This window comes from Nocardia aurantia (assembly GCF_009604425.1).
GTDB classification, from domain to species: Bacteria; Actinomycetota; Actinomycetes; order Mycobacteriales; family Mycobacteriaceae; genus Nocardia; species Nocardia aurantia.
In genome coordinates this window covers 399,078-420,788 of record NZ_WEGI01000003.1, presented here as the reverse complement: position 1 = coordinate 420,788, position 21,711 = coordinate 399,078, and the positions used below count along the sequence as shown (strand labels likewise).

Sequence of the window (21,711 nt, the reverse complement as noted above, 5' to 3'; positions counted from 1 at the left end):
TGCGACCACAGTAGTTCGGTCCATAGTACGACCTTTGCGTCACATAAAACCGTACGGCACTTAGACCATGTCTCACATGGGTGTTGTTTTCGCCTTGGCCAGCTTCTTGAAGCCGGTGAGGGCGGCGGCGAGGGTCAGGAATCCCAGGTAGTGAGTTCCCTTGCGCTCGTATCGGATTGCCAGCCGGTGATACCCGGTCAGCCACGAGATCGTGCGCTCGACCACCCACCGGTGACGGCCGAGACGCTCGGTGGACTCGATTCCCCTGCGGGCGATGCGAACTGCGATCCCGCGCCGCCGCAGCCAACGTCGCAGTTCTGGCTGATCGTAGGCCTTGTCGGCGTGAAGCTTCACCGGCCGGCGCCGCCGTGGACCTCGCCGGGATCGCACGGCCGGGATCGCCTTCACCAGCGGTTTCAACGCCTGGGAATCGTGCACGTTCGCGCCCGAAATAGCTACGGACAGAGGAACTCCCGCTCGATCGGTCAGTACGTGCAGTTTCGAGCCGGGCTTGCCCCGATCGGTCGGATTCGGGCCGGTCAGGCCGCCCCCTTTTTCGCCCGCATGCTCGCTCCGTCGACCACCGCCCTCGACCAGTCGATCAAACCCGCGGCACCCAGCTCGTCGAGGACCGCCCGATGCAACCGCCGCCACACCCCCGCCTTCGTCCACACCGTGAACCGGCGATGCGCCGTCGGCACCGTCACCCCGAACGACGGCGGCAACATCCGCCACGCGCAACCACTGGTCAGCACGTACACCACCGCCGTGAACACCGCCCGCTGATCCACCGGCGACACCCCCCCACCCTGCGGACGCGCACGGAACTCCGGCAACAGCGGCTCGGCCAACTCCCACAACTCGTCCGGCACCAACCGCAGTGACAACGCATCCACGACTGAACATCATGCAGCACAACCGATCTCAACGCACCAGAAACGAATCACATCCATGTGAGACATGGTCTTATTCATCTGATCGTCGAGCCACGGCGTGCCCTTTACGGTTTGCTGATGCATGGCTGTACCCTTATGACCGCTCCTCTGAGGCCCCAGCGCTGCGCCGTTGACGGTGTTCAGGTATTAGGTTTGCTGTTATTATTCATAAGGACATCAGACAATGAGTACGAAGAGAGTTAGCCCGGCCATATTGCCGCCCCTCAAGGAGGCGCTGCTTCGGTCGTTCTGGTACCGCAAGGATTTGAGGGCCTACCTTTCTTCATGCATTTCGGATCGCGAGATAGTAGCCCAACTTGATTGGACCGACTATAAACGCAATATTATTGCTCAGCTTATCGATAGTCTCGCGGCGAATCAACACAAGTACTACGACGACCTACTGAATATGCTGCTTGCCACTGCCGAAATTTCAGATCCGGCTCACTTGAAGTCCGTCGAAGATGGTCAGGCGAAGTACGAAGCGGCGCTTGATGCGCTTGCGACACTGCGTAAGCAGGTGGAGCCTTACCTCAAGCTGCGCGATCAGCGAGAGCAGGCAGCGAAGCGTCAGGAAGAAGAGCGAGCCCGCAACGAGATGAAGCGAGCCGTCGCCGAAAAGCTGGAGCAACTCAAGCTGGAGTTCAAGGAGATCGTCAGTCAGGCCGCGCAGAAACGCGGGTACTCGTTGGAAAAGTTCATCAACGAGTTGTTCGCTCTCTTTGATATGGACGCTAAAGGATCTTTCCGGATTGTCGGCGAGCAGATCGACGGGGCCTTCACACACGAGGGAACCGAGTACCTGTTCGAGGCCAAGTGGCAGCAGGAGCGGACACCGCTCAGTGATCTCGATGTCTTCGCCGGGAAGATCAACAGGAAGCTCGATAACACCTTGGGGCTGTTCCTATCCATGAATGGGTTCGAGCCCACAGCGATCAGCACGCATTCTCAGAATCGGCCAATTATGATCCTAATGACAGGTGCCGATTTGAGCGCAATTATCGAAGATCGCATTTCGCTTCCGCAGCTGCTGACCCGTAAGCGGCAGCACGCGAGCCGAACTGGTGATGTGTTGATCGAGGCGTATGCACTGCTGCTTGACTGACGATTCGTGCGAAATTAGGTGCTGGTGGCGGTGCCCGTGAGGCTAGGGCTACCAATGGTTGAGTAGTTCAGCCGTTGTCACGCGCAGCGCGTTGGCTAGCCGTTGCAGCGTTGTCAATCTGGCCCAGCGCTTGCCTTGTTCGATCGAAGCGATCGTGGCAACCGCCAGATCTGATCGTTCGGCGAGTTGCTCTTGCGTCAATCCACTGGCGCGCCGAAGAGCGGCGATATTTTTGCCGAACGATCGGAGGGCACGAGCTTCTTTCGAATTCATTCACCAATAACAGTAAACAACTATGACTAAGAGTTACAGAGACCCGTAGTATTAGTTCGCATCGTGTTCTATAATAAGTAACGGATGAAACTAATACTCATAGTATGGGCGCCATCCGAGTAAACGGAGACAACTCAATATGGACAAAACGACGACAGCTCAGAATGAACAAAGCGGCAGCATAGAAGCTGAATACGACGACGTGTTACGCACGCTTGCCGAGCACGGCTTTGACGCTGGTATTGCCGACACCGGTGGCGGCTGTGAGTCGATCGAGATCCCGCTTGATGATGGTGGTCGACTGCTTGTTAACGATAAGGACGATCTGCTTGCGTGGGAACGCGCCAACCACAGCGGATGGAGCGTGAGCCGATTCGACGAAGATGGGGAGATGGTGCAGTTTGAATCAACAAAAGTTGGGTCTGTCGGCGGACTCCTGGTGCTAATTGCGCAGCTTGTCGATCGCCAGATCAGCATCGGCAGCGACTTGCATAATAACGGCAATCTGTCAAAATAATAGCAATGGGTACCAATTATCCAAAATACGAACTCCTCGCCAAGGCACTCGATGCCCAGTTCGGCAATATCTACGAGTACAACGTGGCCGAAGGTGAAGATCCCGCCTTTGACGGTCAGGAATGGACCGATGAACTCCGTACCGCGGTGCGGCAGTATCTCCTCCATGATCTGCCAGGAGATATTCGGGGGCAGTTGTTCCAGCTCGACACCGACGGTGCCGCTATGGATATTGGCATTGAGGAACAGGTGGATAAGCTCCTCGCGCTGGAACCCTGGGAAGTAGCCTTCGAAGTCCGTAACGGAGCGGTGGCTGCCGTTCCGACGCTCCAGGAACTGATAGGCCACCTCGGAGCCTGGCCCTCCGGGGAAGAGTCAGCCGACGCCATCGTGTGGTTGGAAGCCCATTCCGACATGAACGAGTGGCGTGAGATTGCACGGGCCAGTAACCACCCCGAACTACGAGCGATGATGGTGCCAGTCCACCACGGACGATCACCCCTTCCGGACGATTTGGTGCGGGTGCTGTCACCGAAAGAGCTTCTGGCGGCGTGGGACGCCGCAGTGGGGCCGGCCAGCACTGACCTCACCGATGCCGAATGGCGACTACTCGCGCCTGCGTTCCCGCTGCAAAAGGTCAGAATTCGAAACAACGCTGCTGTAGCACTTCGTCCACCAAGCGACAATGAGCTCGCTCGAAAACGCCAGAGCCTGAACGGTATCCGCTACAAATTCGCGCACAACGCGCGATGGTCGCAGGTGCCAGGCCGTTATGGCAAGCATGTCTACCAAGCATGGTTCAATTACACCAAGAGTGGATTGTTCATCCGCTTGCGAGATGCACTAATCGGGAAGGCTGAAGCCAAAACTCTTGTGACTTGGTTGGATCAAGTCATCGCCCGCGGACAGAATAAATACAAGCCGCACCAGCGAGAAGGGGCGATATGAGCCTCCATCTGCATCCTCGGTCGTGGTACCTCGAAAACGTGGCGATCGTGGGCTATGTGCCGCAGGTGGGCTACCTCTTCACTGCCACAATGCGCTGTCGGGAGTGCCGGCGTGTTCGCACGAGAACTTATCTGGATATCTTGCTCGTCTTCAGGTTGAGCCTCATGGGTGTTCGTGATCCCGGCTACCAGCCTAGGGCGAATGCGCTTTCCGAGCAGATCAGGGATGAGGTGTGGGCGGCAGTTTGATTGGCGGGCAGTAGATGCCCCGGAACACTAGACGGTTGAGTCTGCAGCTACTGGTTCAGATAGCACTCGTCGAACTTCCGTGTAGATTTTGGATAGGTTTAGCGCTTGGCCATCGCGGTGGATTACTTCATCTCCGGCTATATTCTCGTCAACCCTAACAGCACTATCGGTATCAATGACTCCGTTATATAGATGGGGAATAGCCATGAGTGCTGGGCCATCTATATAGAAGAGGCTTGCCAGTGCGGGTACGTAGAAGTATTTCATATATAGTTGCTCCAGTTAGATTATATTCGCAGTATGCGCCAGTGAACTGCGATTGACAAGAAGAGTGTCGAATGGAGTATAGAGTTCGGCAACAAATATCATCTCGTTGCTGGTCAGATTTCAGCCCCGCGCTCGCGCAGGGTGACCGAACGAGCCGACAGCAGTTTTGCGTGGCTTTCGCTGCTCCCTGGTATCCTTCTGGGCTGAAAGTTCTCACAGTACGTATCAAACGAGTGTTCGGTGCACTGCGCAGGGAGGCGGCAAGTGATCATATGGGGGTGTCGCTGGAGGCCACCCGTCCAGGAACCCGGCGAAGAGTTGCCACACAACCCCGATGAAGTGTGGAAGATTCTCAGCCAGGGGCACGACTGGATCAAGTTTGCCGACACCAAGGCGGGAGCCGATCTCACCGCATCGGGCGTTCTCGGAGGGCTAGCACTCAAGTCGTTGCCCCCGTGGGTGAAGATGCACGACGCACCATTTCATTATTGGCTCATGCTAGCCAGCTGTATTTTCTCCGGCATCTCCGCACTGATTGCCCTCTTTGTCCTAATACCTCGCGTGAAGAACAACCATGGATCGTCGCTCATCTTCTTTCGAGATATCGCACTGGCGCACCCTAATGCCGAATCTTATCGGCGGCGAGTGTACGAATCCGCAGGAACCAACGGTGGCAGCCTGGTAGGTGATGCCTACGAACAAATCTGGACGGTCGCCACGGTTGCCAGGATGAAGTTTCAGCGGGTCGGCATGGCTATGTACTGCTTGGGTGCAGCGCTAATCTTTGCTGCCGTATCGAGTTTCCTAGGAGGGCTCTCGCTGTGAAAAGCACTGGCACGTTCTATAACTTTATCTCGAGTTATAATCGAATTAACAAAATTCTTGACAGCTCCGATAACGATTACCAGGAGTCGGACAGCCTTCCTAAACGCGAAAAACTGACTTTCGACAATGGATTTTATGCCAACTGCACGGCCATGTTTGTAGATATTCGAGGGTCGAGCAAGCTCCCGGAAAAGCATCGTCGGCCTCGCTTGGCAAAGCTATACCGGGCGTATATTTCTGAACTAGTTGCGGTTATGGACGGCTGCAACGAATGCGTCGAGGTGAACATTGTAGGCGATGGAGTCTGGGGCGTCTTCGACACACCTTATACCACTAATATTGATGCCGTCTTCGCGGAGGCTGCCCGCGCCAACTCTATGGTCAAAATGCTCAACTACCAGCTTAAAAAGCATGGTTATGATGAGATTCAAGTTGGTATAGGTCTTTCTTGGGGGCGCGCGCTAGTCATCAAAGCGGGTCTGTCGGGCAGTGGCATAAACGACATCGTCTACATGGGCGACGTCGTTAATGAGGCAGCTCATCTGGCTGCCAATGGCTCCAAACGACCATATAGGGACGAACCACTGATGATCTCAAACGTTCTCCAGTCGAATCTCAAGGAGGAGTACGGTGCACTATTGAAAAGAAATTATGAATACGACTGTTGGCACGGCTATATAGTTGACACCGCAATGGAGGACTGGTACGTAGAGAACTGCAAGTGAACAGCAGCTTGTGTGCGCGGGTCATCGGCTCTCGCTGCTTCTTCGGAGGCGACTCAGCTGGAGTCGGGTTGGCTCGCCAATCGGCTGATGTGTCATAGCCAGATCATCCGCCACCAGCAGAGAATGCGCTTGCAGATCAGCTCAAAACCTAAGTGCGACATAGGTTGATCATCTCGTCGCTTACCGCATGTCGATCCCGCGCTCCCGCAACGCCTTCCACACACTCCCTTTGGCCTTGCCCACCGTCCGAGCGACAGCGTTGAGCGACTGCCCCTCGCCGTAAAGCCGTTCCGCCCGGTCGATCTCCTCCTCCGTCATGGGCTGGTTCCGCATCTGCACCCCGTGCTCCTGGAGGATCTTCAGCAGCCCGCCCTTGGACAAGCCGTACCGCTCGCACAACTGGTTGGTGGAAGTACCGCCTCGGTAGGCATTGACCATCTCGGCGATGGTGGTGGGCGACAGCCGTCGATCAAGTCGTCGCGGTCGAACTGTGCTGCTACCTGTCGACGAAGGCCGGCGGGCTGGAGCAGCGTCGATCTTGGCGATCACCTTCCGAAGCCAGTCCGGTTCCCACTGTTTCAAATACCGTCCGGTAACCCCGACCATCGCAAAACCCCTTCCGACCTGGGCCGGAAGGGGTTTGCTATTACTCAACCACCCGCAGAGTTGGGACCAATTTGGGACCACGCGGCCCATCGCGCGCGAAGTCCGGCCCATGTGGGCCAACAACTCCGGGATCTGCGACGCACCGCGAACCGGGTCGATGTCCGGCTCGCCGACGTTGACCGGTACCCGGATGATCGTCGTCGACGGCCCAAAGCAGGCAAGACCCGCACCGTGTTCCACGCCCGTGCACGCCTTCGATCCGGGAGCGCGGGTGGTGCGGCCGGTCCACGACGGACTCGCTGACCTGGCGGCCCATCCCCGCCTGACTGGCAGCAGAGACACGCTGGGCCGCCCTGTCATCGCGGCCCACCTCAATAAACCGCGATGCGCTCCACAAGTTCCTAGGCTCGTTGGATGCACCTGGACCTGATCGCGATCATCGTCGACGAATACCAGCCAGCCATCGACTTTTTCGTCGACACCCTCGGATTCGATCTCGTCGAGGACAGCCCCGCACTGACCAACGACGGCTACCCCAAACGCTGGGTCGTCGTTCGCCCGCCACACGCGCACACCGGCATCCTCCTGGCCCGCGCCGACGGCCCGCACCAACACGCCACAATCGGCAATCAAGCAGCCGGGCGGGTCGGATTCTTCCTGCGCGTCGACGACTTCACCGACGCCTACCAGCGGATGACCGCCGCCGACGTCCAGTTCGTGACCCAACCCCGCAACGAGCCCTACGGACGAGTCGCCGTCTTCCTCGATATCGCGGGCAACCGATGGGACCTCCTCGGACCCACCGAAAGCGACTAGACACCCTCCGTCGCCGGGCAAACCGCGCCCTCTCGGCGAACACCCCAGCCACCCGGCCTGCCGAACGCCGCTCACACGGTCACCGCCACCGGACCGATCCTCGCGCGACACCAGCGAACGAGTCCGCCGACATGGCAGATGATCAGGCTGTGGCGCCGGGCCCGTCGCCGAGCGCCAGGTCCAGGGAGTGGTACAGGTCCAAGACCTTATCCAGCCCCATCATCTCGAGCGGCCGGCGGACCTGGGGTGACACCACCACCCGCAACTGACGCGGGCCGCGATTCTCCGCGGCGGCCAGCAGCACGGTGAATCCCACCGAGCCCATGAAACCGACCGCGGACAGGTCCACGATCACCGCCTCAGCGGCCGGCGCGACGGCCTCGAGCGCACTGCTCAACACCGCCGCCGACGTGATGTCGATCTCCCCCACCGCCTCCACCACGACGATGCCACCGTAGTGATGCTCCGACACCGTCAGCAACTGCGGAACGTCCCCATCGTGCACGGTCACCTCCTCTCGATCGCCCGCGAGAATAGCGCCGCGCGACCACACCCCGCCAGCGGGGACAACACCCCGGCGGGGGTCCACGAGCCGGGTGCAGCCAGTCCGTTCTCATCGACAACGGGTACCGGCCCGGCTTATGGATGGTGACTGACCTTTTGACCGGTGTCGGGTGACTGCTGCCCCAGCACATCGCGGACATGCCGACAGCCCCCGAGGAGGGTCGGTGCGGGCGTCAGTGTCGGCTCGCTTTCTTGACTGACATTCAAGAACCCTTTACCGTTGACGTACGGTCTTCTTGGACGACACCCAAGAAGGACGGTGGTGAGGCGGAAGGACACGGTATGACGATCAGCGGGCCGGATCAGCACGATGCAACAGCGATGCAGCGACGCGAGGTCACCTTCGCGTCCGGCGGGGACACCTGCGCCGCGTGGCTGTACAGCAAGCCCGACTCGCAGGGGCCGCGACCACTGGTGATCATGGGTCACGGGCTGGGAGCGGTGCGCGAGATGCGACTCGATGCCTACGCCGAACGGTTCGCCGCGGCGGGTTGGTCGGTGCTGGTGTTCGACTACCGCCATCTCGGCGCGAGCGGCGGATACCCGCGCCAACTCCTCGATATCGGCAAGCAACGCGCCGACTGGCATGCCGCCCTGAAGTTCGCTCGCGCCTTACCCGATGTCGATGCCGATCGAATCGCATTGTGGGGTAGCTCTTTCGGTGGCGGGCATGTTCTCCAGATCGCCTCCGAGGACAGCGGTGTGGCGGCGGTGGTGGCGCAGTGTCCTTTCACCGACGGACCCGCGTCGCTGCGTTCCCGCGTGCGGATCGCCCCGTTCAGTGCCCTGATGCTGGTCGCGGCGGCCGTCCTGGACACGGTCGGATCCTGGGTGGGCGCGAAACCACTCCTGCTACCCATGGCGGGCACCCCGTGGATGCCCGCGTTCGTGGCATCACCCGACGCCCTGGCCGGCGCTTCGGCGCTATTGCCGCCGGGGACCCGGCTCTCGCGGCGCACCAGCGCACTGCTCGAGCGGTTGCTGTCCCTGCGCGCTCGGATATCGACGAATATCGAATCGACCCGCGACGACGGCAGCGAAGAACCTCCGAGCACCGTCGGTCGCGACAGCATGTGGGGTGTTCTGCACGGTCCGAAAGCTGAGTTCCACGCCGCCAACGCCCTGGCCGCGCGGCTGGCTCTGCGTCTTCCGTTGTATCGGCCCGGTCGTGCTCTGGCCCGTTCCAGCACCCCGACCCTGTTGTGCGTCTGCGACAACGATGTGGCCGCCCCCGCGAACACCACGAAGCGTCTGGGCCAGGGGCTGGCGCATGTCCACGTCCGAAGCTATCCGTGCGACCACTTCGACATCTATGTGGGCGATCGCTTCGAGGACGCCGTCCGCGACCAGATCCATTTCCTGACAACGCGATTCGCGTCCACGCGCGCCTCATAGCGGCGGGCCGCACGCTGCGACGCGCGCACGCCGGACCGGAAGTCAGCGGGCAGTCGCAGCGCTGTCGTGAGCGCGGTGCAGCAGTGCCTCGATCACCACACGCTTGCCGGATTCGGGCATCGGGTGGGTCAGCAACCCCTCCACCACGAACACCCCGATCGTGACCAGGGGACCCACCTCGCCGGCAGGCACCCCCAGCTCGATCAGGTCGGTCCGGAAAAATCCCTCGCCCAACGCGTGGAACTGCTCGTGCCATGCAGCGACGGCCGCGGACTCTTTCGCTCGGGTGTGGACCGTGCTCACCAACCGGCCCAGCTGCTCCAACTCCCCGACCAGCCACAACAACCGATCCACCACCCCCGAGTCCGAGAGGGCGCTGTAGGCGGCCATCGAATCGGCCAGCACCGCGTTCAGCACCGCGATCAGCACCGCGTCCTTGTCCTGGAAGTACCAGTACAAGGTGTTCGACACTACCCCCGCGTCCCGGGCGATCCGCGCCATCGACGCCGCGTCGTAGCCTTCCTCGACGAACAACCGCCGCGCGGCGCCGACAATCTCCGCACGCTTCTCTTCTCGATCGCGGGGCCGTCTGTTCCGAGGCATCTCCCAGTCCTGACTCATCATCCGACGCTGACCCAACCCTATCTCGGACATCCCTCGAGACGACCGCACCACCCGATGCCGAGGCAACGTCGACCTGCGGCGCGATCGACGGCCGGGATCATGACGGATTGAGCGGGCCCGAGATGTCCACCGACGGAGACCGCCTCGACATCGCCTGCGGCCGACCGTGATTCGCATTGCCGCTCATGAATGTCGATGACTACCCGGAACTTCCGCCCGTCCCGCCGCCTGGGCGGTTACAGAGTATCCGCGCTGTAGGGCAGCCCCTCGCCCAGCGCCCAGTTCTCGGCGATCCGGCCGTTGTCGATGCGGAAGATCTCGATCATCATCGGCCGGACCCCGCCATCCGTGGCCGGGATTCCTTCGACCGACGAGCGAACCGCTACCCTGTCGCGATCGACCAGGACGTCTTCGGCGACGACACGGATGTCGGGGAACTGGGCAACGAGACTGCGCCAGGCGCTCTTTCCCGCCTCGAACCCTGTGGTCCCGAGCGCGTGGCTGAAACAGTCCGGGGTGTGTAGTTCGTCGGCCTGATCGAACTGCCGTGTGTTGAAGCACTCCTGCATCCGCCGTACCACGGTGCCGGGATCGAGCATGGTCATGAGATGTCCTTGTCGCGGGATCGGAATCCGGGTGCGGCCACCATAAGCGGGGCGTCGCACCGGTTACAGGGAACAGCTTACGGGGCGTCGCCCCGGTTATGCTGGGTGTGCGATGAACGAACAACAGCCCCAGCCCATCCCGTTCGAATCAGCGACCCCGCGCGGCAGCTCCCGAGGATTGCGCGCCGACGCGCGCCGCAACCGCCAGGCCGTCCTGCACACCGCGCAGCGACTGTTCGCCCGGAAAGGACTCGGCGTCCCGCTCGACGAGATCGCCCGACAAGCCGGCGTCGGCCCCGGGACGGTCCACCGCCACTTTCCCACCAAAGAATCGCTCTATCTTGCGGTCTCGATCGATCAGCTCGAGCATCTGGTGTCCGACGCCGCGACGCTGACTGCCACCGACGACCCCGCCGCGGTCTTCACGCTGCTGTCACGCATGATGGCCAACGGCGCCGAGAACGGCGCCGTCAAAAGCGCGCTCACCGCCGCGGAATTCGATGTGCGCGTAGTCGCGCCCGAGATCGCTGTGGCGTTGACCGGTCATGTCGCCGACCTACTTGATCGGGCGCGTGCCGCCGCCTTGGTGCGCGACGACATTACGGTCGAGGAGGTGATGGCGCTCGTCGCGGGCGCGTTCACGGCGATACATCACGCCGACGCGCAATCCAGCCCCCCCCGCGCGACGCACATCGCAAACGTCATCCTGGATGGACTACGCCCTCGCCCCTAGCGAACGAACGCCGGCGACGAACACCCCCCTCGGCATCGGATGCGAGACCCGGTGGCACCCGATGCCGAGTCGCCGGCGTGTGCGGCTGGCCTGCTACTTCTCGATCGTGATATCGGCGAAGTCGATGAGGAAGGCGTCGGGGTCGTCGTCCTCATCGAGGTGGTAGCCGGCGCTGGTTCAGGCATCGGTGCGGCGGATGCGGCGGGACGCCGGAACCGACAGGCTCACTTCGCCTGGGTGATCGAAGGATCGATGAACTGGTTGGTGGCCAGCCGATCCGGGGTCAGGTCCGCCGCCGGTGCCACCTTGCCGGCGGCGAAGATCGGCTTCGTGACGTCCAGAACGTGTGCCACCCTGGCCATGTCGAAGCTGCCCAGCCCCGGACCGGTGCCGACGATGCCCTGATCGAGCATCGCGCGCACGGCGTAGCGCGCGTTGTCCGCGTCGTAGGACCAGCCGGTGTCGTACTTCGCCACCGAGTCGACGATCACCGTGTTCGCCGCGTCCGGGGACGCGAAGTAGTCGACCGCACTGCGTTGCAGGACCGGGACGAGCCGCTGCAGGCAGGCCGAATCCTTTGCCAGATCACCGGTTCGGACCGCCAGGGTCGACTTGTAGGTGTCGAATCCGGTGTCGGCGACCAGTTGATACGCCACCGGCTTGTTCCACGCCGACACCTGATGTTCGTAGGTGTACGGCTCGGAACTGGCGAAACCCTGCTGCGCCGCCTTGCCGCCGGCCGCGACGAAATACGAGGGGCTGCCGTCGTAGCTGGCGTCGGTCTGGTCCTTGTCCAGGATGCCCGCTCCGACAAGGTAACTCATGTACGCCTCGCCCTGCTGATACAGCACCTTGGCGTGGGTCGCCCTCAGATCGGCGATCCGGTGCACCTGGGGATAGGTCGCCGGATCCCACATGATCATCTGCGGGCTCTTCACCATCGGCGCGAACACGCTGGTGACCGGGGTGGTCGCGGAGGAGACGATGGCCTGTTCGGTATCGAGCGTGCCGAGCAGGATGTCGGGGTCCTGGTACATCCGCGACATCACCGGCTGGAAGCCGATCGCCGGTCCGCCGGAACGGATCTCCATGTCGACGCCGGTGTACTCGCCGTGCGAGAACAGCGGTCCGCTGGTGATCTTGTGGTCGCGGTCGATGCGCGGCTGCCGGGTGATCAGATTGTAGAGCGCGCCGAACTCCGCCTCGGGATTCCACCCGGCCTGCACCACGATCGTGGCCGGGCAGACCTCGCGCAGGTTCACCGAGCCGATGGCGCCGGACCAACCCGATTGCGCCGGAGCGGGATCGGAACAGGCGGCCAGCCCGGCGACACCGGCGGCCGCGGTCAGGGCGGCCAGTATTCTGCGTGCCCTCATCGGAGCACCTCCTCGTTCTGCTCGGCGCCGGTGAGCCGGTAGGACCAGCCGCTGTTCGGCAGTTCGGTGGCCCGGGTCACGTCGTTGTCGGTCTGATCGTCGGATTTGCCTTGTGCCAGTAGCCCGTACGGGTCGACCCGGCGTTTGAACTCGGCCTCGGCGCGGGCCCAGGGCTTCATGCCGCCGGCGCGCAGAGTCGGGGTGTGGGTGTTGGCGATCGTCAGGCCCAGCTCCTGCAATCGCGCGGTGATCGCGGCGAGCTGTTCCTGCCCGGTGAAATCCCAGACCGGCGAGCCCTGCGCGGCCAGGCCGCCGTCGATCCGCTTCATCTCGATGTGGGTCGGGCCGAGGTTCGCGAACTCCTCGCAGACCCGCATGATCGACTCGTACAGACCGGTTTTCGGGTACAGCGCGAGCAGTCCGATCAGATTCCGGTTGGTGCGCTGGAAGTGCATCATCGAATGCCCCCACGTGTACTCGTACAGCGGCAGCCGGTACGGGCCCGCGCCCTCGGCGCCGCGATGCCGGATCACGCCGCCGTTGTCGGCCACCAGATCCTCGACATTCGGCATGCTCTGCGCGGCGGCCAGCATCAGCACCATCGACTCACCGGCCGGGATCAGCTGCGCCAGATCGGGATACAGTGTCGGCAGCGGATGTTGTTGCGGGGACACCACTTTCTTGAGCACCCCCTCGCTCTCGCAGACGTCGACGGCGAACCGGGCCGCGCCGGCGAACGCCGGGAACGAGATCACCAGCTCCTGCCAGTCCCAGGCCGGCGCGGTGGGCAGCTCCACCTCGGTGATGATGCCGTTGGCGCCGTAGGCGTGATGGACGATGTTGACATCGTCGCCGGTCAGCTCGATCAGCCGGGGCTCCTCCTCGACGGTCATCACCTCGAGGGCGGTGATGTTGCCGCGATCGCGCAGGATCCCCCACTGGCAGCTGCCGATGCCGGCGTGCCCGCCCGCGAGGTAACCGCCGATGGTGGCCTTACGGGTGGTCGACGGATGCATCCGCAATTCCCAACCGGTGGGCCGGATCTCGGCGTCGATGTCGGCGATCAGGGTGCCGCACAGGGCCCGGACCGTGCCCAGTCGCTGCCCGACCACCCCGGTGATCCCGGTGACATCGATCACCGCGCCACCGGTCAGCGGTACCCCCTGCCCGAACTGGCCGGTGCCGCCGCCGCGCACGGTGATCGGAATGCGATGGCGCGCACAGGAAGCCACCACCGTGCGCAGTTCGTCCTTGGTGGCCGGGACGATGTACACGTCGGCGAGCCGGCCGCGCATCACCTCGCGCAGCAGCGGGCTCTGCGCGAAGCGGTCCCGGCTCTTGGCGCGCAGCACCCGGTCGTCCACCGAATGTTCGATGTCGCCGAGGTCGGCGACCAGGTCCCGGATCGGCCCGGGGTCGAGTGGTTCGGACATACTTCTCTCCTTGTCACGGGTGCGGAGTTCTTCAGGCGGCGCGGTGGAGGCGGGAAACCCGGTCCCGGCACTCGTGTTCGAGGGCCCGGTCGCGGTCGGCGGGCCCACCGGACACCCGCCGCCCGCCGAGATAGACGTCGGTGATGTCGGCCGCCGACAAGGCCAGCACCGCGAGCGGCCACAGCTGCGCGGCAGGCAGATCCGTCCACGGCACGGCCGGATCGCAGACCACGAAATCGCCCGCCTTGCCGACCTCGAGGCTGCCGACGACCCGGTCGACACCGAGCACGGCGGCGCTGTCGAGGGTGTGCATGCGCAGTATCGTGCGGGCGTCGAGGATCGCGGCGTTGCAGGTCGCGGCGCGCAGCAGATACAGCCCGGTGCGCATGTTCTGGAAGGGATCCGGGGTGTCGGCGCTGGCCTGACCGTCCACCCCCATGCCGATGCGCAGGCCGGCGTCCCGGTACCTGGGGATGTCGGCGATCCCGGATCCCAAGCGCCCGTTGGACAAGGGGTTCCAGACCATCGCCGCACCGGCGTGCGCGGCGGCGTCGCGGATGCGGGGGGTGGTGTGGATGAAGTGAGCCAGCACGGTGTCCGGCCCGATCCGCCCGCCCGCCATTAGATCGTCGAAGCCGTCCTGCTGCACGGCCGCGACGTTCGGATCCTCCAGATAATGGGCGTGCAGACCGATGCCGAGTTCGCCGAGCAGCGCACTCTCGCGCCGCATCTCCGAAACACTGTGCGGCCCCGTGGTGTTCATCGACAGGGCGAGCACCCGGTGCCGGTCGTCGGCGATCAGGTGGAGGAATTTGTCCAGCACGCTGAGCCGTTCGGCCGCCGACGACCACAGCGGCGGCGAGAACGAATAGGCGATGCGCGCGGTCGAATCCAGCGCCGCCTGCCACTGCTCGGCCGGGCCCGCGCCGAATTCGTGGGTGTGATTGCAGATCGTGGTGATGCCGTGCCGCAACAGATCCCGCTCGCCGTGCCGCGTGAACGCGTACATGTCACCGGGTTCCAGCGCGGGCCCGAACCGCTTGTGCAGCCGCTCGATCCAGGCCATGGTCGAACAACCGTCGGCCACACCGCGAAAGACGCTCTGCCACAGGTGACTGTGCGCCGACACGAATCCCGGCAGCACCAGCGCGCCGCTCAGATCCACCACGGTCTCCGGTTCCGGACCCGGCACGTGCTCCCCCGCGCCGATCTCGATGATCGTCCCCGCCGCATCGGTGACCAGGTGGCCGCGATACGGTTCGCGACCGGGGTTGTGCACGGGGAACAACGTGCCGCCGGTGAATACGGTGCGGCCGGTCATCGGTGCCTCCCAACTCTGCCAAAACGTTTCGGCATCGGATGAGAGACAGCGTGACGGCCGCGGATTGCGTCGGCGTGAACTCGCTTTAACATCGTGTTGCCAAAACGTTTTACCGCAGCGTGTAGCATCGGGAGCGAGCCCGGCGACCATCGCGGGCAGCCGAGCCGACGCGCACCGAGAACGAGGAGTCACGCTGGCCGCCGCACGCCCCACCATCCGCGATGTCGCCGGCGCCGCCGGGGTGTCCGTCGCCACGGTCTCGCACGCGCTCAACGGCAAGGGCCGCCTCGATCACCGCACCCGCGAACGCATCCTGCGGGTCGCCGCCGATCTGGGCTACCGCGCCGACCCGCGCGCCCGCGCGCTGCGCACCGGATCCGGCACCGTGCTCGGCATCGTCGCCTCGCTGATGTCCGACGAGGGGGCGGACCACGACGGCCGGCTGGATTGGTACATGCGCACCGCGGCCGCCGCCGCGACCGAGAGCATCAACGCGGGCTACGCGCTCACGCTGGTCCCGCCGTCGGATCCGGCGAGTTGGGTACCGGGGCTCGCCGTCGACGGCGTGCTGCTGGTGGATCCCGATCCGGACGACGACCTGATCGATCGGCTCGCCGATCGCGGGCTGCCGGTGGTGGTGATCAGCGGCGACTCCGACCGGCCGGACGTGGCGACCGTATCGCTGGATCGCGACAGTGCCGTCGAATGCGCGCTGGGCCATTTCCTCGCCCGCGGCCGTTCCCGGCCGGCTCTGATCGTCGACGCCGGCCGCCGCCAGACCGCGGCGGGCACCCGCCGCGCCTACCTCGCCTGGTGCGAGCGGCACGGCCTGCCGCCGCGCATCGCGGTGGCCGATGCCGGCCGGGCCCGCGGCGAGGCCGGCCGCCGGGCCGCCGTCGAACTGCTGCAACACTTTCCGGACACCGACTGTGTCTACGCACCGCTGGATTCCATCGCACACGGGGTCGCCGCGACCCTGACCGCCGCGGGCCGCGCCGACATCGGCCTGATCACCGCGGACGGCATGATCGCCCGCCTGCACCATCCCCCGCTGACCGCGATCGACACCAAGCGTGAGCAGCAGGCCGTCGCCGCGACCCGGCTGCTGATCGCCCGGCTGCGCACCGGCGTCACCCAGCCGTCGGAGGTGTTCACCGCCGATCTGATCGTCCGCGACCCGCCCGAGTGAGTCCCACCACGATGCGGGATCGATTCATTCGCTCCGTTCGGCGCTACCGACGGGCGGGCATCGAATGTCCGACGTCGTCGCGGCGCCCAGCGTCACCGTCAGGTCGTTGCCGATCGCCTCGAACGCGAGCTACTTCCGCCCCGCGGTCGACGGATCGGCCGGGTAACCAAGGCTCCCGACGGATCCGCGGGCCGACGACGCGTCACGCGCCCGCCGGCGCGGCGACCCCGCACAGCGAATAGCAGAACACGAAGGGCGCCTCGCCGTCGTTGAACCAGCCGTGCAATGCGCCGTTCTGGATCACGCAATCCCCCGCGCGCAGCGGCACATCGACGCCGCCGTCGAGCCGCATCCGGCCCTCGCCGCTGAGCACGACCACGAAATCGACTGTCGCGGTGCGATGCATGCCCGGCTGTTCGGTGTCGAAGGTTTCCAGCAGGCCGGGCAGTTTGGTCTCCGCCTCGGCGAGGACCGAGGCCATCACATCCTCGGGCACAGCGGAATCCGGTTCGTAGGACAGCCCCGGCGGCACGGAGATGAACCCGAAGCGCAGCCCGCCCGGCCCCGGGAAGTACCGGACGCCGGTCCCGTCGGGAATCCGGTCCACCGGCAGCCGCGGCGCCTCGTCGAGTTCCCACGCCCGATAGAGTTCGGCGCCCGGCAACAGCGCCAGGGTCACCGGATCGATGGTCTCGTCGGAGAGGATCCGTCCCTGTCCGGTGCCGTCGTCACCGACCACGATCCTGCGCATACGAACTCCTCCAGCCTGTTCGGTGACCGGCTTGTTCGCCACCGATTCGAATTACGCCCCGCCGTTCACGGGCCGCCGTGACCGCGACGCTATCGGCCCGGCCCCGAGCTCCGGTTGTCACAGCGCGCACGAACGCTGTCCGTACGCGCAGATCCGCAGGCCGCGACCGGCGTTCGCATCGGAACGCGCAGCCGTACCGTCCCGGAAAGCACGGCCGGTACCGGCACGGTCATCGACCGGAGCCGGAGCACCGCACGAGAGTCGGATTCAGTCGGCAGGATCGATGTCCCGCACCGCATGGGCGATCAGCCGCATCGGTTCGGTGCAGGAGTCGTATCGGGCCCGCGGATCCTTCGCGAGTGATTTGTCCAGGATGGAAGCGACCGCGTGCGGGATCCAGTGCTGCCGCCGCGAGATGTCCGGTGGATCCGCGGATATCTGGGCGTGCGCGATCGCGAACCGGTCCGATCCCGGAAACGGCGGCCGACCGGACAGCAACTCCACCGCCGAGCAGGCCAGGGCGTACTGATCGGTCGCCGGAAGCAGCGGACCGCCCCGCAACAATTCCGGCGCCGCATAGGGCACCGACGCGATGACGAAGCCGTCCAGCCGCGGCGGCGGCTCGTCCAGCAGCCGCGCCGAACCGAAGTCCGACAATTTGACGAGAGTCGGATTGTGCTGGTGCACAAGCATATTCGCCGGTTTGACATCCAGATGCAGCACACCCCGGCCGTGGGCGTAGTCCAACGCCTCGGCGATTCCGCCCAGCACCCGCAACGCCACCGCCAGATCCCGGCTGTCGTGCAGGGCAGGAGCCAATTCCGAGGCCGCCACCCCGTCGACGTATTCGGCCGCCAACCACATCCGTCCCCCGAACCGGCCGTGGTCCCACACCCGCACGATCGACGGATGATCCAGTCGCGCAGCGAGATCGTATTCGTGCGCGAACCGCGCCTGCCCGGCCGGCGAGGCACTCTCCCCGGCCCCGAGAATCTTCAACGACACCGTGCGCTGCCGCGCCACATCCTCGGCGAGATACACCTCGCTGCTACCACCGGATCCCAGTAGCGCGCGAACGACGAACCCCGCGAAGCGGTCCTGCGGCTGCAACAACACCGGCTCAGCGTAGGTCGTCCATCACCCGAATCCACACCGGGCGTAGCCGTTACTCCGCGCGGATCCAGTACAACCGGTTGACCAGCACCCGACCGCCCATCGGGGTCGGCGGTGTGGCGAGTACCAGCCGGTCGCCGGACAGTTCGGCGGTGCGTCGTTGCTCGCCGCCGACCCAGTTCGGGAACAGGCTCATGTGCAACGTGTGCACGACTTCGCCGGCTTCCAGCCGGTATTCGCCGCAGTAGGCGAGGTAGCTCGAATATGCTTCGGCCCGTTCGCTTTCGGTACCGGCGAACACCACCGGTGTCGGCAGTTGCCGCCGATCGGCAACGGCGAGTTGGCCACTCATCCAGCCGCCGGGGGTGTAGATCACACAACCTTGGGGGTTGTCACCGAAAGGTGCTGATACCGTTCCGTTTTCGTCGGTCGCGGTCCATGCCGTCAGGTTCCACCGGCCTACCAGTTCCTCGACGTCCATGCTCCCGATGCTAGCCCCGCACAGCGGTGCGGCCCGGTCGGTTCCACGCGCCGGATGGCTGCCGGAGGATACGACTCCCGGTGCGGCACTGCGGCGCTGCCGAAGCTTCGGCAGCGCCGCAGTGCGCCCGGGCGCCGGTCGTGAGTCGTTGCGGTGCAACGACTATTCGGCGCTCACCTCGCTGCGGTCGCCGCTCCACAGGGTGTGGAACTTGCCCTCCGCGTCGGTGCGTTCGTAGGTGTGCGCGCCGAAGTAGTCGCGCTGGCCCTGGGTGAGGGCGGCGGGGAGGCGTTCCGCGCGCAGGGCGTCGTAGTAGGACAGCGAGGATGCGAAGGCGGGCACCGGGATTCCCAGTCGCACCGCCGCGGACACGACTCGCCGCCAGCTGTCGACCGCTTCTTCGATGGCCTCGCGGAAGTACGGGGCCAGGATCAGGCTCGGCAGGGCGGGGTTCTGCTCGTACGCCTCCTTGATCCGGTCCAGGAAACGAGCCCGGATGATGCAGCCGCCGCGCCAGATGGTGGCCAGATCACCGGGGTGCAGATCCCAGTCGTATTCGGTGCTGCCGGCGGCGATCTGGTCGAACCCCTGGGCGTAGGCGACGATCTTGGAGGCGTACAGGGCTCGCCGGATGTCCTCGGTGAATTGTGCTGTGTCGGTGGGCTTCTCGGCCAGCGTTCCCGACGCCAGACCCTGGGCGGCCTTGCGCTGGGCGCGGGAGCCCGACAGGGCGCGGGCGAAGACCGCCTCGGCGATCCCGGTCACCGGGACACCCAGATCGAGCGCGGACTTGACCGTCCAGCGGCCGGTGCCCTTCTGCTCGGCCGCGTCCACGATCACATCGACCAGAGGCTGCCCGGTCTTCGCGTCGGTCTGCTGGAGTACCTGCGCGGTGATCTCGACCAGGTAGCTCTCCAGCTCACCGGAATTCCAGCCGGTGAACACGTCGGCGATCTCGCCCGCTCCGAGGCCCAGCGCGTCGCGCAGCAGGTGGTAGGCCTCGCCGATGAGCTGCATATCGGCGTATTCGATGCCGTTGTGCACCATCTTCACGAAGTGGCCGGATCCGTCCGGGCCGATGTGGGTGCAGCACGGGACTCCATCGACCTTCGCGGCGATCGATTCCAGCAGCGGCCCCAGCGACTCGTAGGACTCCTTGGGCCCGCCGGGCATGATCGCCGGTCCGTTGAGCGCGCCCTCCTCGCCCCCGGAGATGCCGGCGCCGACGAAGTTCAGCCCGCGCGCGGCCATCGCGGCCTCGCGCCGGATCGTGTCGGTGTACAGGGCATTGCCGCCGTCGATGATGATGTCGCCGGGTTCCATCGCGCCGGCGAGTTCCTCGATGACCGCGTCGGTGGCCTCACCCGCCTTGACCATGATCAGCACTCGGCGTGGCTTCTCCAGCGCACCGACGAATTCCTCGATGGTCTCGGTGCGAACGAAGCTGCCATCGTTACCGTGGGCTGCGAGCAGGGCATCGGTTTTGGCGACGCTGCGGTTGTGCAGGGCCACGGTGTAACCGTTACGGGCGAAGTTTCGGGCGATGTTGCTGCCCATCACGGCCAGACCGGTGACACCGATCTGCGCGGTTGCGGTGGAAGAAGCCATGCCTCCGATCATTGCATCGGTGCCGCGCGCTCGGTCGCCCCGGCGTCCCGGCGCGCGACGGCGAGTCCGTCCGCCCTCCGGCCCCACACCGGTCACGTGCGCGCATCGGGTAGCCGATACGGGCCGCTACCTGGGAAGTTGCCGTTCGGTGCAGGCGCACCCCGTGCTGACGCAGCCGTCGCGCGATCCGCCGGCCGTGACGCCGCACCCGCGACGGCGGGCACGGTGCCATGACCACACCAACCCCGCGGCACCGATTCCCAGCAGCGCGAATCCGAGCGGTCGCAGCCAGGACAGGCCCGCCAGTAGTGCGCCGCCGAGGAATCCGCCCGCGGCCAGGGGCGGCAGCAGGCAGCAGCCCACACAGAGGACGGCGCCCAAGCCGATCGAGGCCCGCCATCGCCGCGTGGTATCGGTCTCAGCAGCCACATCGATCACCGCTCACGGGCTCGATCGCGAGATCGGTGTCGAAGCGCGGAGGGTCGAACGGCACCGGGCAGCACGGGTTTTCGCTGCATTCGATCAGGTCGTCGCATCCGGCGGCCAGCGCCGCGCGCAGGGTGTCACGCACTGCCGTCAGCTCAGCGAGCTTGGCATCGACCTCGGCGAGTTTCGCGCCGGCGCGGACGCGCAGTCCGGTGTCGGGGCGTCTCCGGTGCCCGTAGCGCGTCCCCGCCAGCAGACCGGCGACCTCGTCGAGGGTGAATCCGAGCCGCTGGGCGGCCTTGATCACCCGCAGTACCGTCACCGCCTGCTCCGGATACAGCCGATGGCCGCCCAGCGAGCGATCGGGCTCGGCCAGCAGGCCGAGACGCTCGTAGTAGCGCAACGTCTGCGGATTCACCCCGGCCGCGGCCGCCAGTTCCCCGCTGCGCAGGCTCGTCACCGGCTCGCTCCCGGCCCGGCCGCCGCCGCGCGCCCGGCGAGCGCGTCGAGGATGTCGAGGTGTTCGGCGGGGACCTCGATTCCCATCACGGTGCCCGCCGTGTCCGGGGTGAACGTGAAGGTGAAGAACGCGCAGCAGTTCGACTCGCGGGCCGCCAGATCACGGCTCACGGGTTCGGCGCCCTCGCGTAGCCGCAACTCCAGCCGGGTCGCCGACGGGCGGGCCGTGGCGGTCACCGAGCGGGCGAAGAGGTCGTCGAATTCGGCGAGACGGGCCGGGCGCCGCACCGTCGGCAGCGTGCACGCCGAGAGAGTCGTCATCTGCGTATACAGGTCGTTGTCGGTCACGACCTCACGGTAAGCCTGTAC

Annotated in this window: 25 protein-coding genes; 9 read left to right on the top strand and 16 right to left on the bottom strand. The window is 64.9% G+C overall.

Features of this window, described 5'->3' with window-relative positions:
- Positions 1–72: 72 nt before the first annotated feature.
- A protein-coding gene (locus tag NRB56_RS08245; protein WP_406603452.1) for an IS5 family transposase occupies positions 73–887 on the bottom strand; the annotation gives its coding sequence in 2 pieces (ribosomal slippage) (positions 73–551 and positions 551–887; 816 coding nt in all).
- A gap of 232 nt (positions 888–1,119) precedes the next feature.
- Here NRB56_RS08245 and NRB56_RS08240 point away from each other — a divergent pair.
- A complete protein-coding gene (locus tag NRB56_RS08240; RefSeq protein ID WP_153340005.1) occupies positions 1,120–2,040 on the top strand; it encodes a hypothetical protein in 921 nt (306 codons plus the stop codon).
- 48 nt (positions 2,041–2,088) lie between these two features.
- On the opposite strand, the gene NRB56_RS08235 is transcribed toward NRB56_RS08240, so the two are convergent.
- Positions 2,089–2,313 (bottom strand): helix-turn-helix domain-containing protein, encoded by a 225-nt coding sequence (locus NRB56_RS08235; protein ID WP_153340003.1) that lies wholly within the window; start codon positions 2,311–2,313, stop codon positions 2,089–2,091.
- Positions 2,314–2,452: 139 nt separating this feature from the next.
- Here NRB56_RS08235 and NRB56_RS08230 point away from each other — a divergent pair, with 139 nt between their 5' ends.
- The 4 genes from NRB56_RS08230 (at position 2,453) to NRB56_RS08215 (ending at position 5,842) form a co-directional block, all read left to right on the top strand.
- Complete coding sequence (locus tag NRB56_RS08230) at positions 2,453–2,830, top strand: hypothetical protein (RefSeq protein ID WP_153340001.1); 378 nt, start codon at positions 2,453–2,455, stop codon at positions 2,828–2,830.
- A 5-nt stretch (positions 2,831–2,835) separates the two neighbouring features.
- On the top strand, positions 2,836–3,777 hold the full coding sequence (locus NRB56_RS08225; RefSeq protein WP_153339999.1) for a transposase: 942 nt from the start codon (positions 2,836–2,838) through the stop codon (positions 3,775–3,777).
- Between the two features lie 779 nt (positions 3,778–4,556).
- Positions 4,557–5,117, top strand: a complete 561-nt coding sequence (locus tag NRB56_RS40055) for a Pycsar system effector family protein (protein ID WP_153339997.1) — start codon at positions 4,557–4,559, stop codon at positions 5,115–5,117.
- Positions 5,114–5,842, top strand: coding sequence for an adenylate/guanylate cyclase domain-containing protein (locus tag NRB56_RS08215; protein WP_319942714.1), 729 nt, complete (start codon positions 5,114–5,116; stop codon positions 5,840–5,842). The genes NRB56_RS40055 and NRB56_RS08215 overlap by 4 nt, the downstream gene beginning before the upstream one ends.
- A gap of 180 nt (positions 5,843–6,022) precedes the next feature.
- Here the strand turns inward: NRB56_RS08215 and NRB56_RS39635 are convergent, their stop codons facing one another.
- Positions 6,023–6,688 carry a helix-turn-helix domain-containing protein gene (locus tag NRB56_RS39635; protein WP_264767001.1) on the bottom strand — a complete coding sequence of 222 codons (666 nt, stop codon included), beginning with the start codon at positions 6,686–6,688 and terminating at the stop codon, positions 6,023–6,025.
- A gap of 174 nt (positions 6,689–6,862) precedes the next feature.
- Here NRB56_RS39635 and NRB56_RS08205 point away from each other — a divergent pair, with 174 nt between their 5' ends.
- Complete coding sequence (locus tag NRB56_RS08205) at positions 6,863–7,264, top strand: VOC family protein (RefSeq protein WP_153339994.1); 402 nt, start codon at positions 6,863–6,865, stop codon at positions 7,262–7,264.
- A gap of 142 nt (positions 7,265–7,406) precedes the next feature.
- Here the strand turns inward: NRB56_RS08205 and NRB56_RS08200 are convergent, their stop codons facing one another.
- Complete coding sequence (locus NRB56_RS08200; RefSeq protein WP_153339992.1) at positions 7,407–7,769, bottom strand: STAS domain-containing protein; 363 nt, start codon at positions 7,767–7,769, stop codon at positions 7,407–7,409.
- Between the two features lie 341 nt (positions 7,770–8,110).
- Here NRB56_RS08200 and NRB56_RS08195 point away from each other — a divergent pair, with 341 nt between their 5' ends.
- On the top strand, positions 8,111–9,223 hold the full coding sequence (locus tag NRB56_RS08195; RefSeq protein WP_227837354.1) for an alpha/beta hydrolase: 1,113 nt from the start codon (positions 8,111–8,113) through the stop codon (positions 9,221–9,223).
- Between the two features lie 42 nt (positions 9,224–9,265).
- Here NRB56_RS08195 and NRB56_RS08190 read toward each other — a convergent pair whose 3' ends face one another.
- Positions 9,266–9,826 carry a TetR/AcrR family transcriptional regulator gene (locus NRB56_RS08190; RefSeq protein ID WP_153339989.1) on the bottom strand — a complete coding sequence of 187 codons (561 nt, stop codon included), beginning with the start codon at positions 9,824–9,826 and terminating at the stop codon, positions 9,266–9,268.
- Positions 9,827–10,083: 257 nt separating this feature from the next.
- Positions 10,084–10,446 carry an ester cyclase gene (locus tag NRB56_RS08185; protein WP_227837352.1) on the bottom strand — a complete coding sequence of 121 codons (363 nt, stop codon included), beginning with the start codon at positions 10,444–10,446 and terminating at the stop codon, positions 10,084–10,086.
- A gap of 118 nt (positions 10,447–10,564) precedes the next feature.
- On the opposite strand from NRB56_RS08185, the gene NRB56_RS08180 reads away from it, so the two are divergent.
- Positions 10,565–11,185: a TetR/AcrR family transcriptional regulator gene (locus tag NRB56_RS08180; protein ID WP_153339985.1), complete on the top strand. Its 621-nt coding sequence runs from the start codon at positions 10,565–10,567 to the stop codon at positions 11,183–11,185.
- 224 nt (positions 11,186–11,409) lie between these two features.
- Here the strand turns inward: NRB56_RS08180 and NRB56_RS08175 are convergent, their stop codons facing one another.
- From NRB56_RS08175 to NRB56_RS08165, 3 genes are read right to left on the bottom strand one after another with little or no spacing between them, the layout of a single operon-like run.
- Entirely contained in the window at positions 11,410–12,561 is a 1,152-nt protein-coding gene (locus tag NRB56_RS08175) for an ABC transporter substrate-binding protein (protein ID WP_153339983.1), read from the bottom strand.
- On the bottom strand, positions 12,558–13,994 hold the full coding sequence (locus NRB56_RS08170) for an FAD-binding oxidoreductase (protein WP_153339981.1): 1,437 nt from the start codon (positions 13,992–13,994) through the stop codon (positions 12,558–12,560). Before NRB56_RS08170 ends, NRB56_RS08175 begins: the two co-directional genes overlap by 4 nt.
- Before the next feature lie 31 nt (positions 13,995–14,025).
- On the bottom strand, positions 14,026–15,315 hold the full coding sequence (locus NRB56_RS08165) for an amidohydrolase family protein (RefSeq protein ID WP_194290767.1): 1,290 nt from the start codon (positions 15,313–15,315) through the stop codon (positions 14,026–14,028).
- On the opposite strand from NRB56_RS08165, the gene NRB56_RS08160 reads away from it, so the two are divergent.
- A complete protein-coding gene (locus NRB56_RS08160) occupies positions 15,209–16,504 on the top strand; it encodes a LacI family DNA-binding transcriptional regulator (RefSeq protein ID WP_153339977.1) in 1,296 nt (431 codons plus the stop codon). The genes NRB56_RS08165 and NRB56_RS08160 overlap by 107 nt on opposite strands.
- A gap of 202 nt (positions 16,505–16,706) precedes the next feature.
- Here NRB56_RS08160 and NRB56_RS08155 read toward each other — a convergent pair whose 3' ends face one another.
- The 7 genes from NRB56_RS08155 to NRB56_RS08125 form a co-directional block, all read right to left on the bottom strand.
- On the bottom strand, positions 16,707–17,255 hold the full coding sequence (locus tag NRB56_RS08155) for a cupin domain-containing protein (RefSeq protein WP_153339975.1): 549 nt from the start codon (positions 17,253–17,255) through the stop codon (positions 16,707–16,709).
- Positions 17,256–17,522: 267 nt separating this feature from the next.
- Positions 17,523–18,371: a serine/threonine-protein kinase gene (locus NRB56_RS08150; RefSeq protein ID WP_153339973.1), complete on the bottom strand. Its 849-nt coding sequence runs from the start codon at positions 18,369–18,371 to the stop codon at positions 17,523–17,525.
- A 49-nt stretch (positions 18,372–18,420) separates the two neighbouring features.
- Positions 18,421–18,849: a lipocalin-like domain-containing protein gene (locus NRB56_RS08145; protein ID WP_153339971.1), complete on the bottom strand. Its 429-nt coding sequence runs from the start codon at positions 18,847–18,849 to the stop codon at positions 18,421–18,423.
- Between the two features lie 162 nt (positions 18,850–19,011).
- Positions 19,012–20,457 (bottom strand): NADP-dependent phosphogluconate dehydrogenase, encoded by a 1,446-nt coding sequence (gene gndA / locus NRB56_RS08140; RefSeq protein ID WP_194290765.1) that lies wholly within the window; start codon positions 20,455–20,457, stop codon positions 19,012–19,014.
- A gap of 126 nt (positions 20,458–20,583) precedes the next feature.
- On the bottom strand, positions 20,584–20,886 hold the full coding sequence (locus tag NRB56_RS08135) for a hypothetical protein (RefSeq protein WP_153339969.1): 303 nt from the start codon (positions 20,884–20,886) through the stop codon (positions 20,584–20,586).
- Positions 20,876–21,343 carry a MerR family transcriptional regulator gene (locus tag NRB56_RS08130; protein WP_319942713.1) on the bottom strand — a complete coding sequence of 156 codons (468 nt, stop codon included), beginning with the start codon at positions 21,341–21,343 and terminating at the stop codon, positions 20,876–20,878. Before NRB56_RS08130 ends, NRB56_RS08135 begins: the two co-directional genes overlap by 11 nt.
- Complete coding sequence (locus NRB56_RS08125) at positions 21,340–21,690, bottom strand: hypothetical protein (protein WP_319942712.1); 351 nt, start codon at positions 21,688–21,690, stop codon at positions 21,340–21,342. The genes NRB56_RS08130 and NRB56_RS08125 overlap by 4 nt, the downstream gene beginning before the upstream one ends.
- Between the last annotated feature and the right edge of the window lie 21 nt (positions 21,691–21,711).

Excerpts from the sequence above, each read along its gene's own strand:
- NRB56_RS08240 (WP_153340005.1), top strand. The coding sequence starts at position 1,120 with ATGAGTACGAAGAGAGTTAGCCCGGCCATATTGCCGCCCCTCAAGGAG.
- NRB56_RS08235 (WP_153340003.1), bottom strand. The coding sequence starts at position 2,313 with ATGAATTCGAAAGAAGCTCGTGCCCTCCGATCGTTCGGCAAAAATATC.
- NRB56_RS08230 (WP_153340001.1), top strand. The coding sequence starts at position 2,453 with ATGGACAAAACGACGACAGCTCAGAATGAACAAAGCGGCAGCATAGAA.
- NRB56_RS08225 (WP_153339999.1), top strand. The coding sequence starts at position 2,836 with ATGGGTACCAATTATCCAAAATACGAACTCCTCGCCAAGGCACTCGAT.
- NRB56_RS08205 (WP_153339994.1), top strand. The coding sequence starts at position 6,863 with ATGCACCTGGACCTGATCGCGATCATCGTCGACGAATACCAGCCAGCC.
- NRB56_RS08195 (WP_227837354.1), top strand. The coding sequence starts at position 8,111 with ATGACGATCAGCGGGCCGGATCAGCACGATGCAACAGCGATGCAGCGA.
- NRB56_RS08190 (WP_153339989.1), bottom strand. The coding sequence starts at position 9,826 with ATGCCTCGGAACAGACGGCCCCGCGATCGAGAAGAGAAGCGTGCGGAG.
- NRB56_RS08185 (WP_227837352.1), bottom strand. The coding sequence starts at position 10,446 with ATGCTCGATCCCGGCACCGTGGTACGGCGGATGCAGGAGTGCTTCAAC.
- NRB56_RS08180 (WP_153339985.1), top strand. The coding sequence starts at position 10,565 with ATGAACGAACAACAGCCCCAGCCCATCCCGTTCGAATCAGCGACCCCG.
- NRB56_RS08175 (WP_153339983.1), bottom strand. The coding sequence starts at position 12,561 with ATGAGGGCACGCAGAATACTGGCCGCCCTGACCGCGGCCGCCGGTGTC.
- NRB56_RS08170 (WP_153339981.1), bottom strand. The coding sequence starts at position 13,994 with ATGTCCGAACCACTCGACCCCGGGCCGATCCGGGACCTGGTCGCCGAC.
- NRB56_RS08160 (WP_153339977.1), top strand. The coding sequence starts at position 15,209 with ATGATCGTCCCCGCCGCATCGGTGACCAGGTGGCCGCGATACGGTTCG.
- NRB56_RS08165 (WP_194290767.1), bottom strand. The coding sequence starts at position 15,315 with ATGACCGGCCGCACCGTATTCACCGGCGGCACGTTGTTCCCCGTGCAC.
- NRB56_RS08155 (WP_153339975.1), bottom strand. The coding sequence starts at position 17,255 with ATGCGCAGGATCGTGGTCGGTGACGACGGCACCGGACAGGGACGGATC.
- NRB56_RS08145 (WP_153339971.1), bottom strand. The coding sequence starts at position 18,849 with ATGGACGTCGAGGAACTGGTAGGCCGGTGGAACCTGACGGCATGGACC.
- gndA (WP_194290765.1), bottom strand. The coding sequence starts at position 20,457 with ATGGCTTCTTCCACCGCAACCGCGCAGATCGGTGTCACCGGTCTGGCC.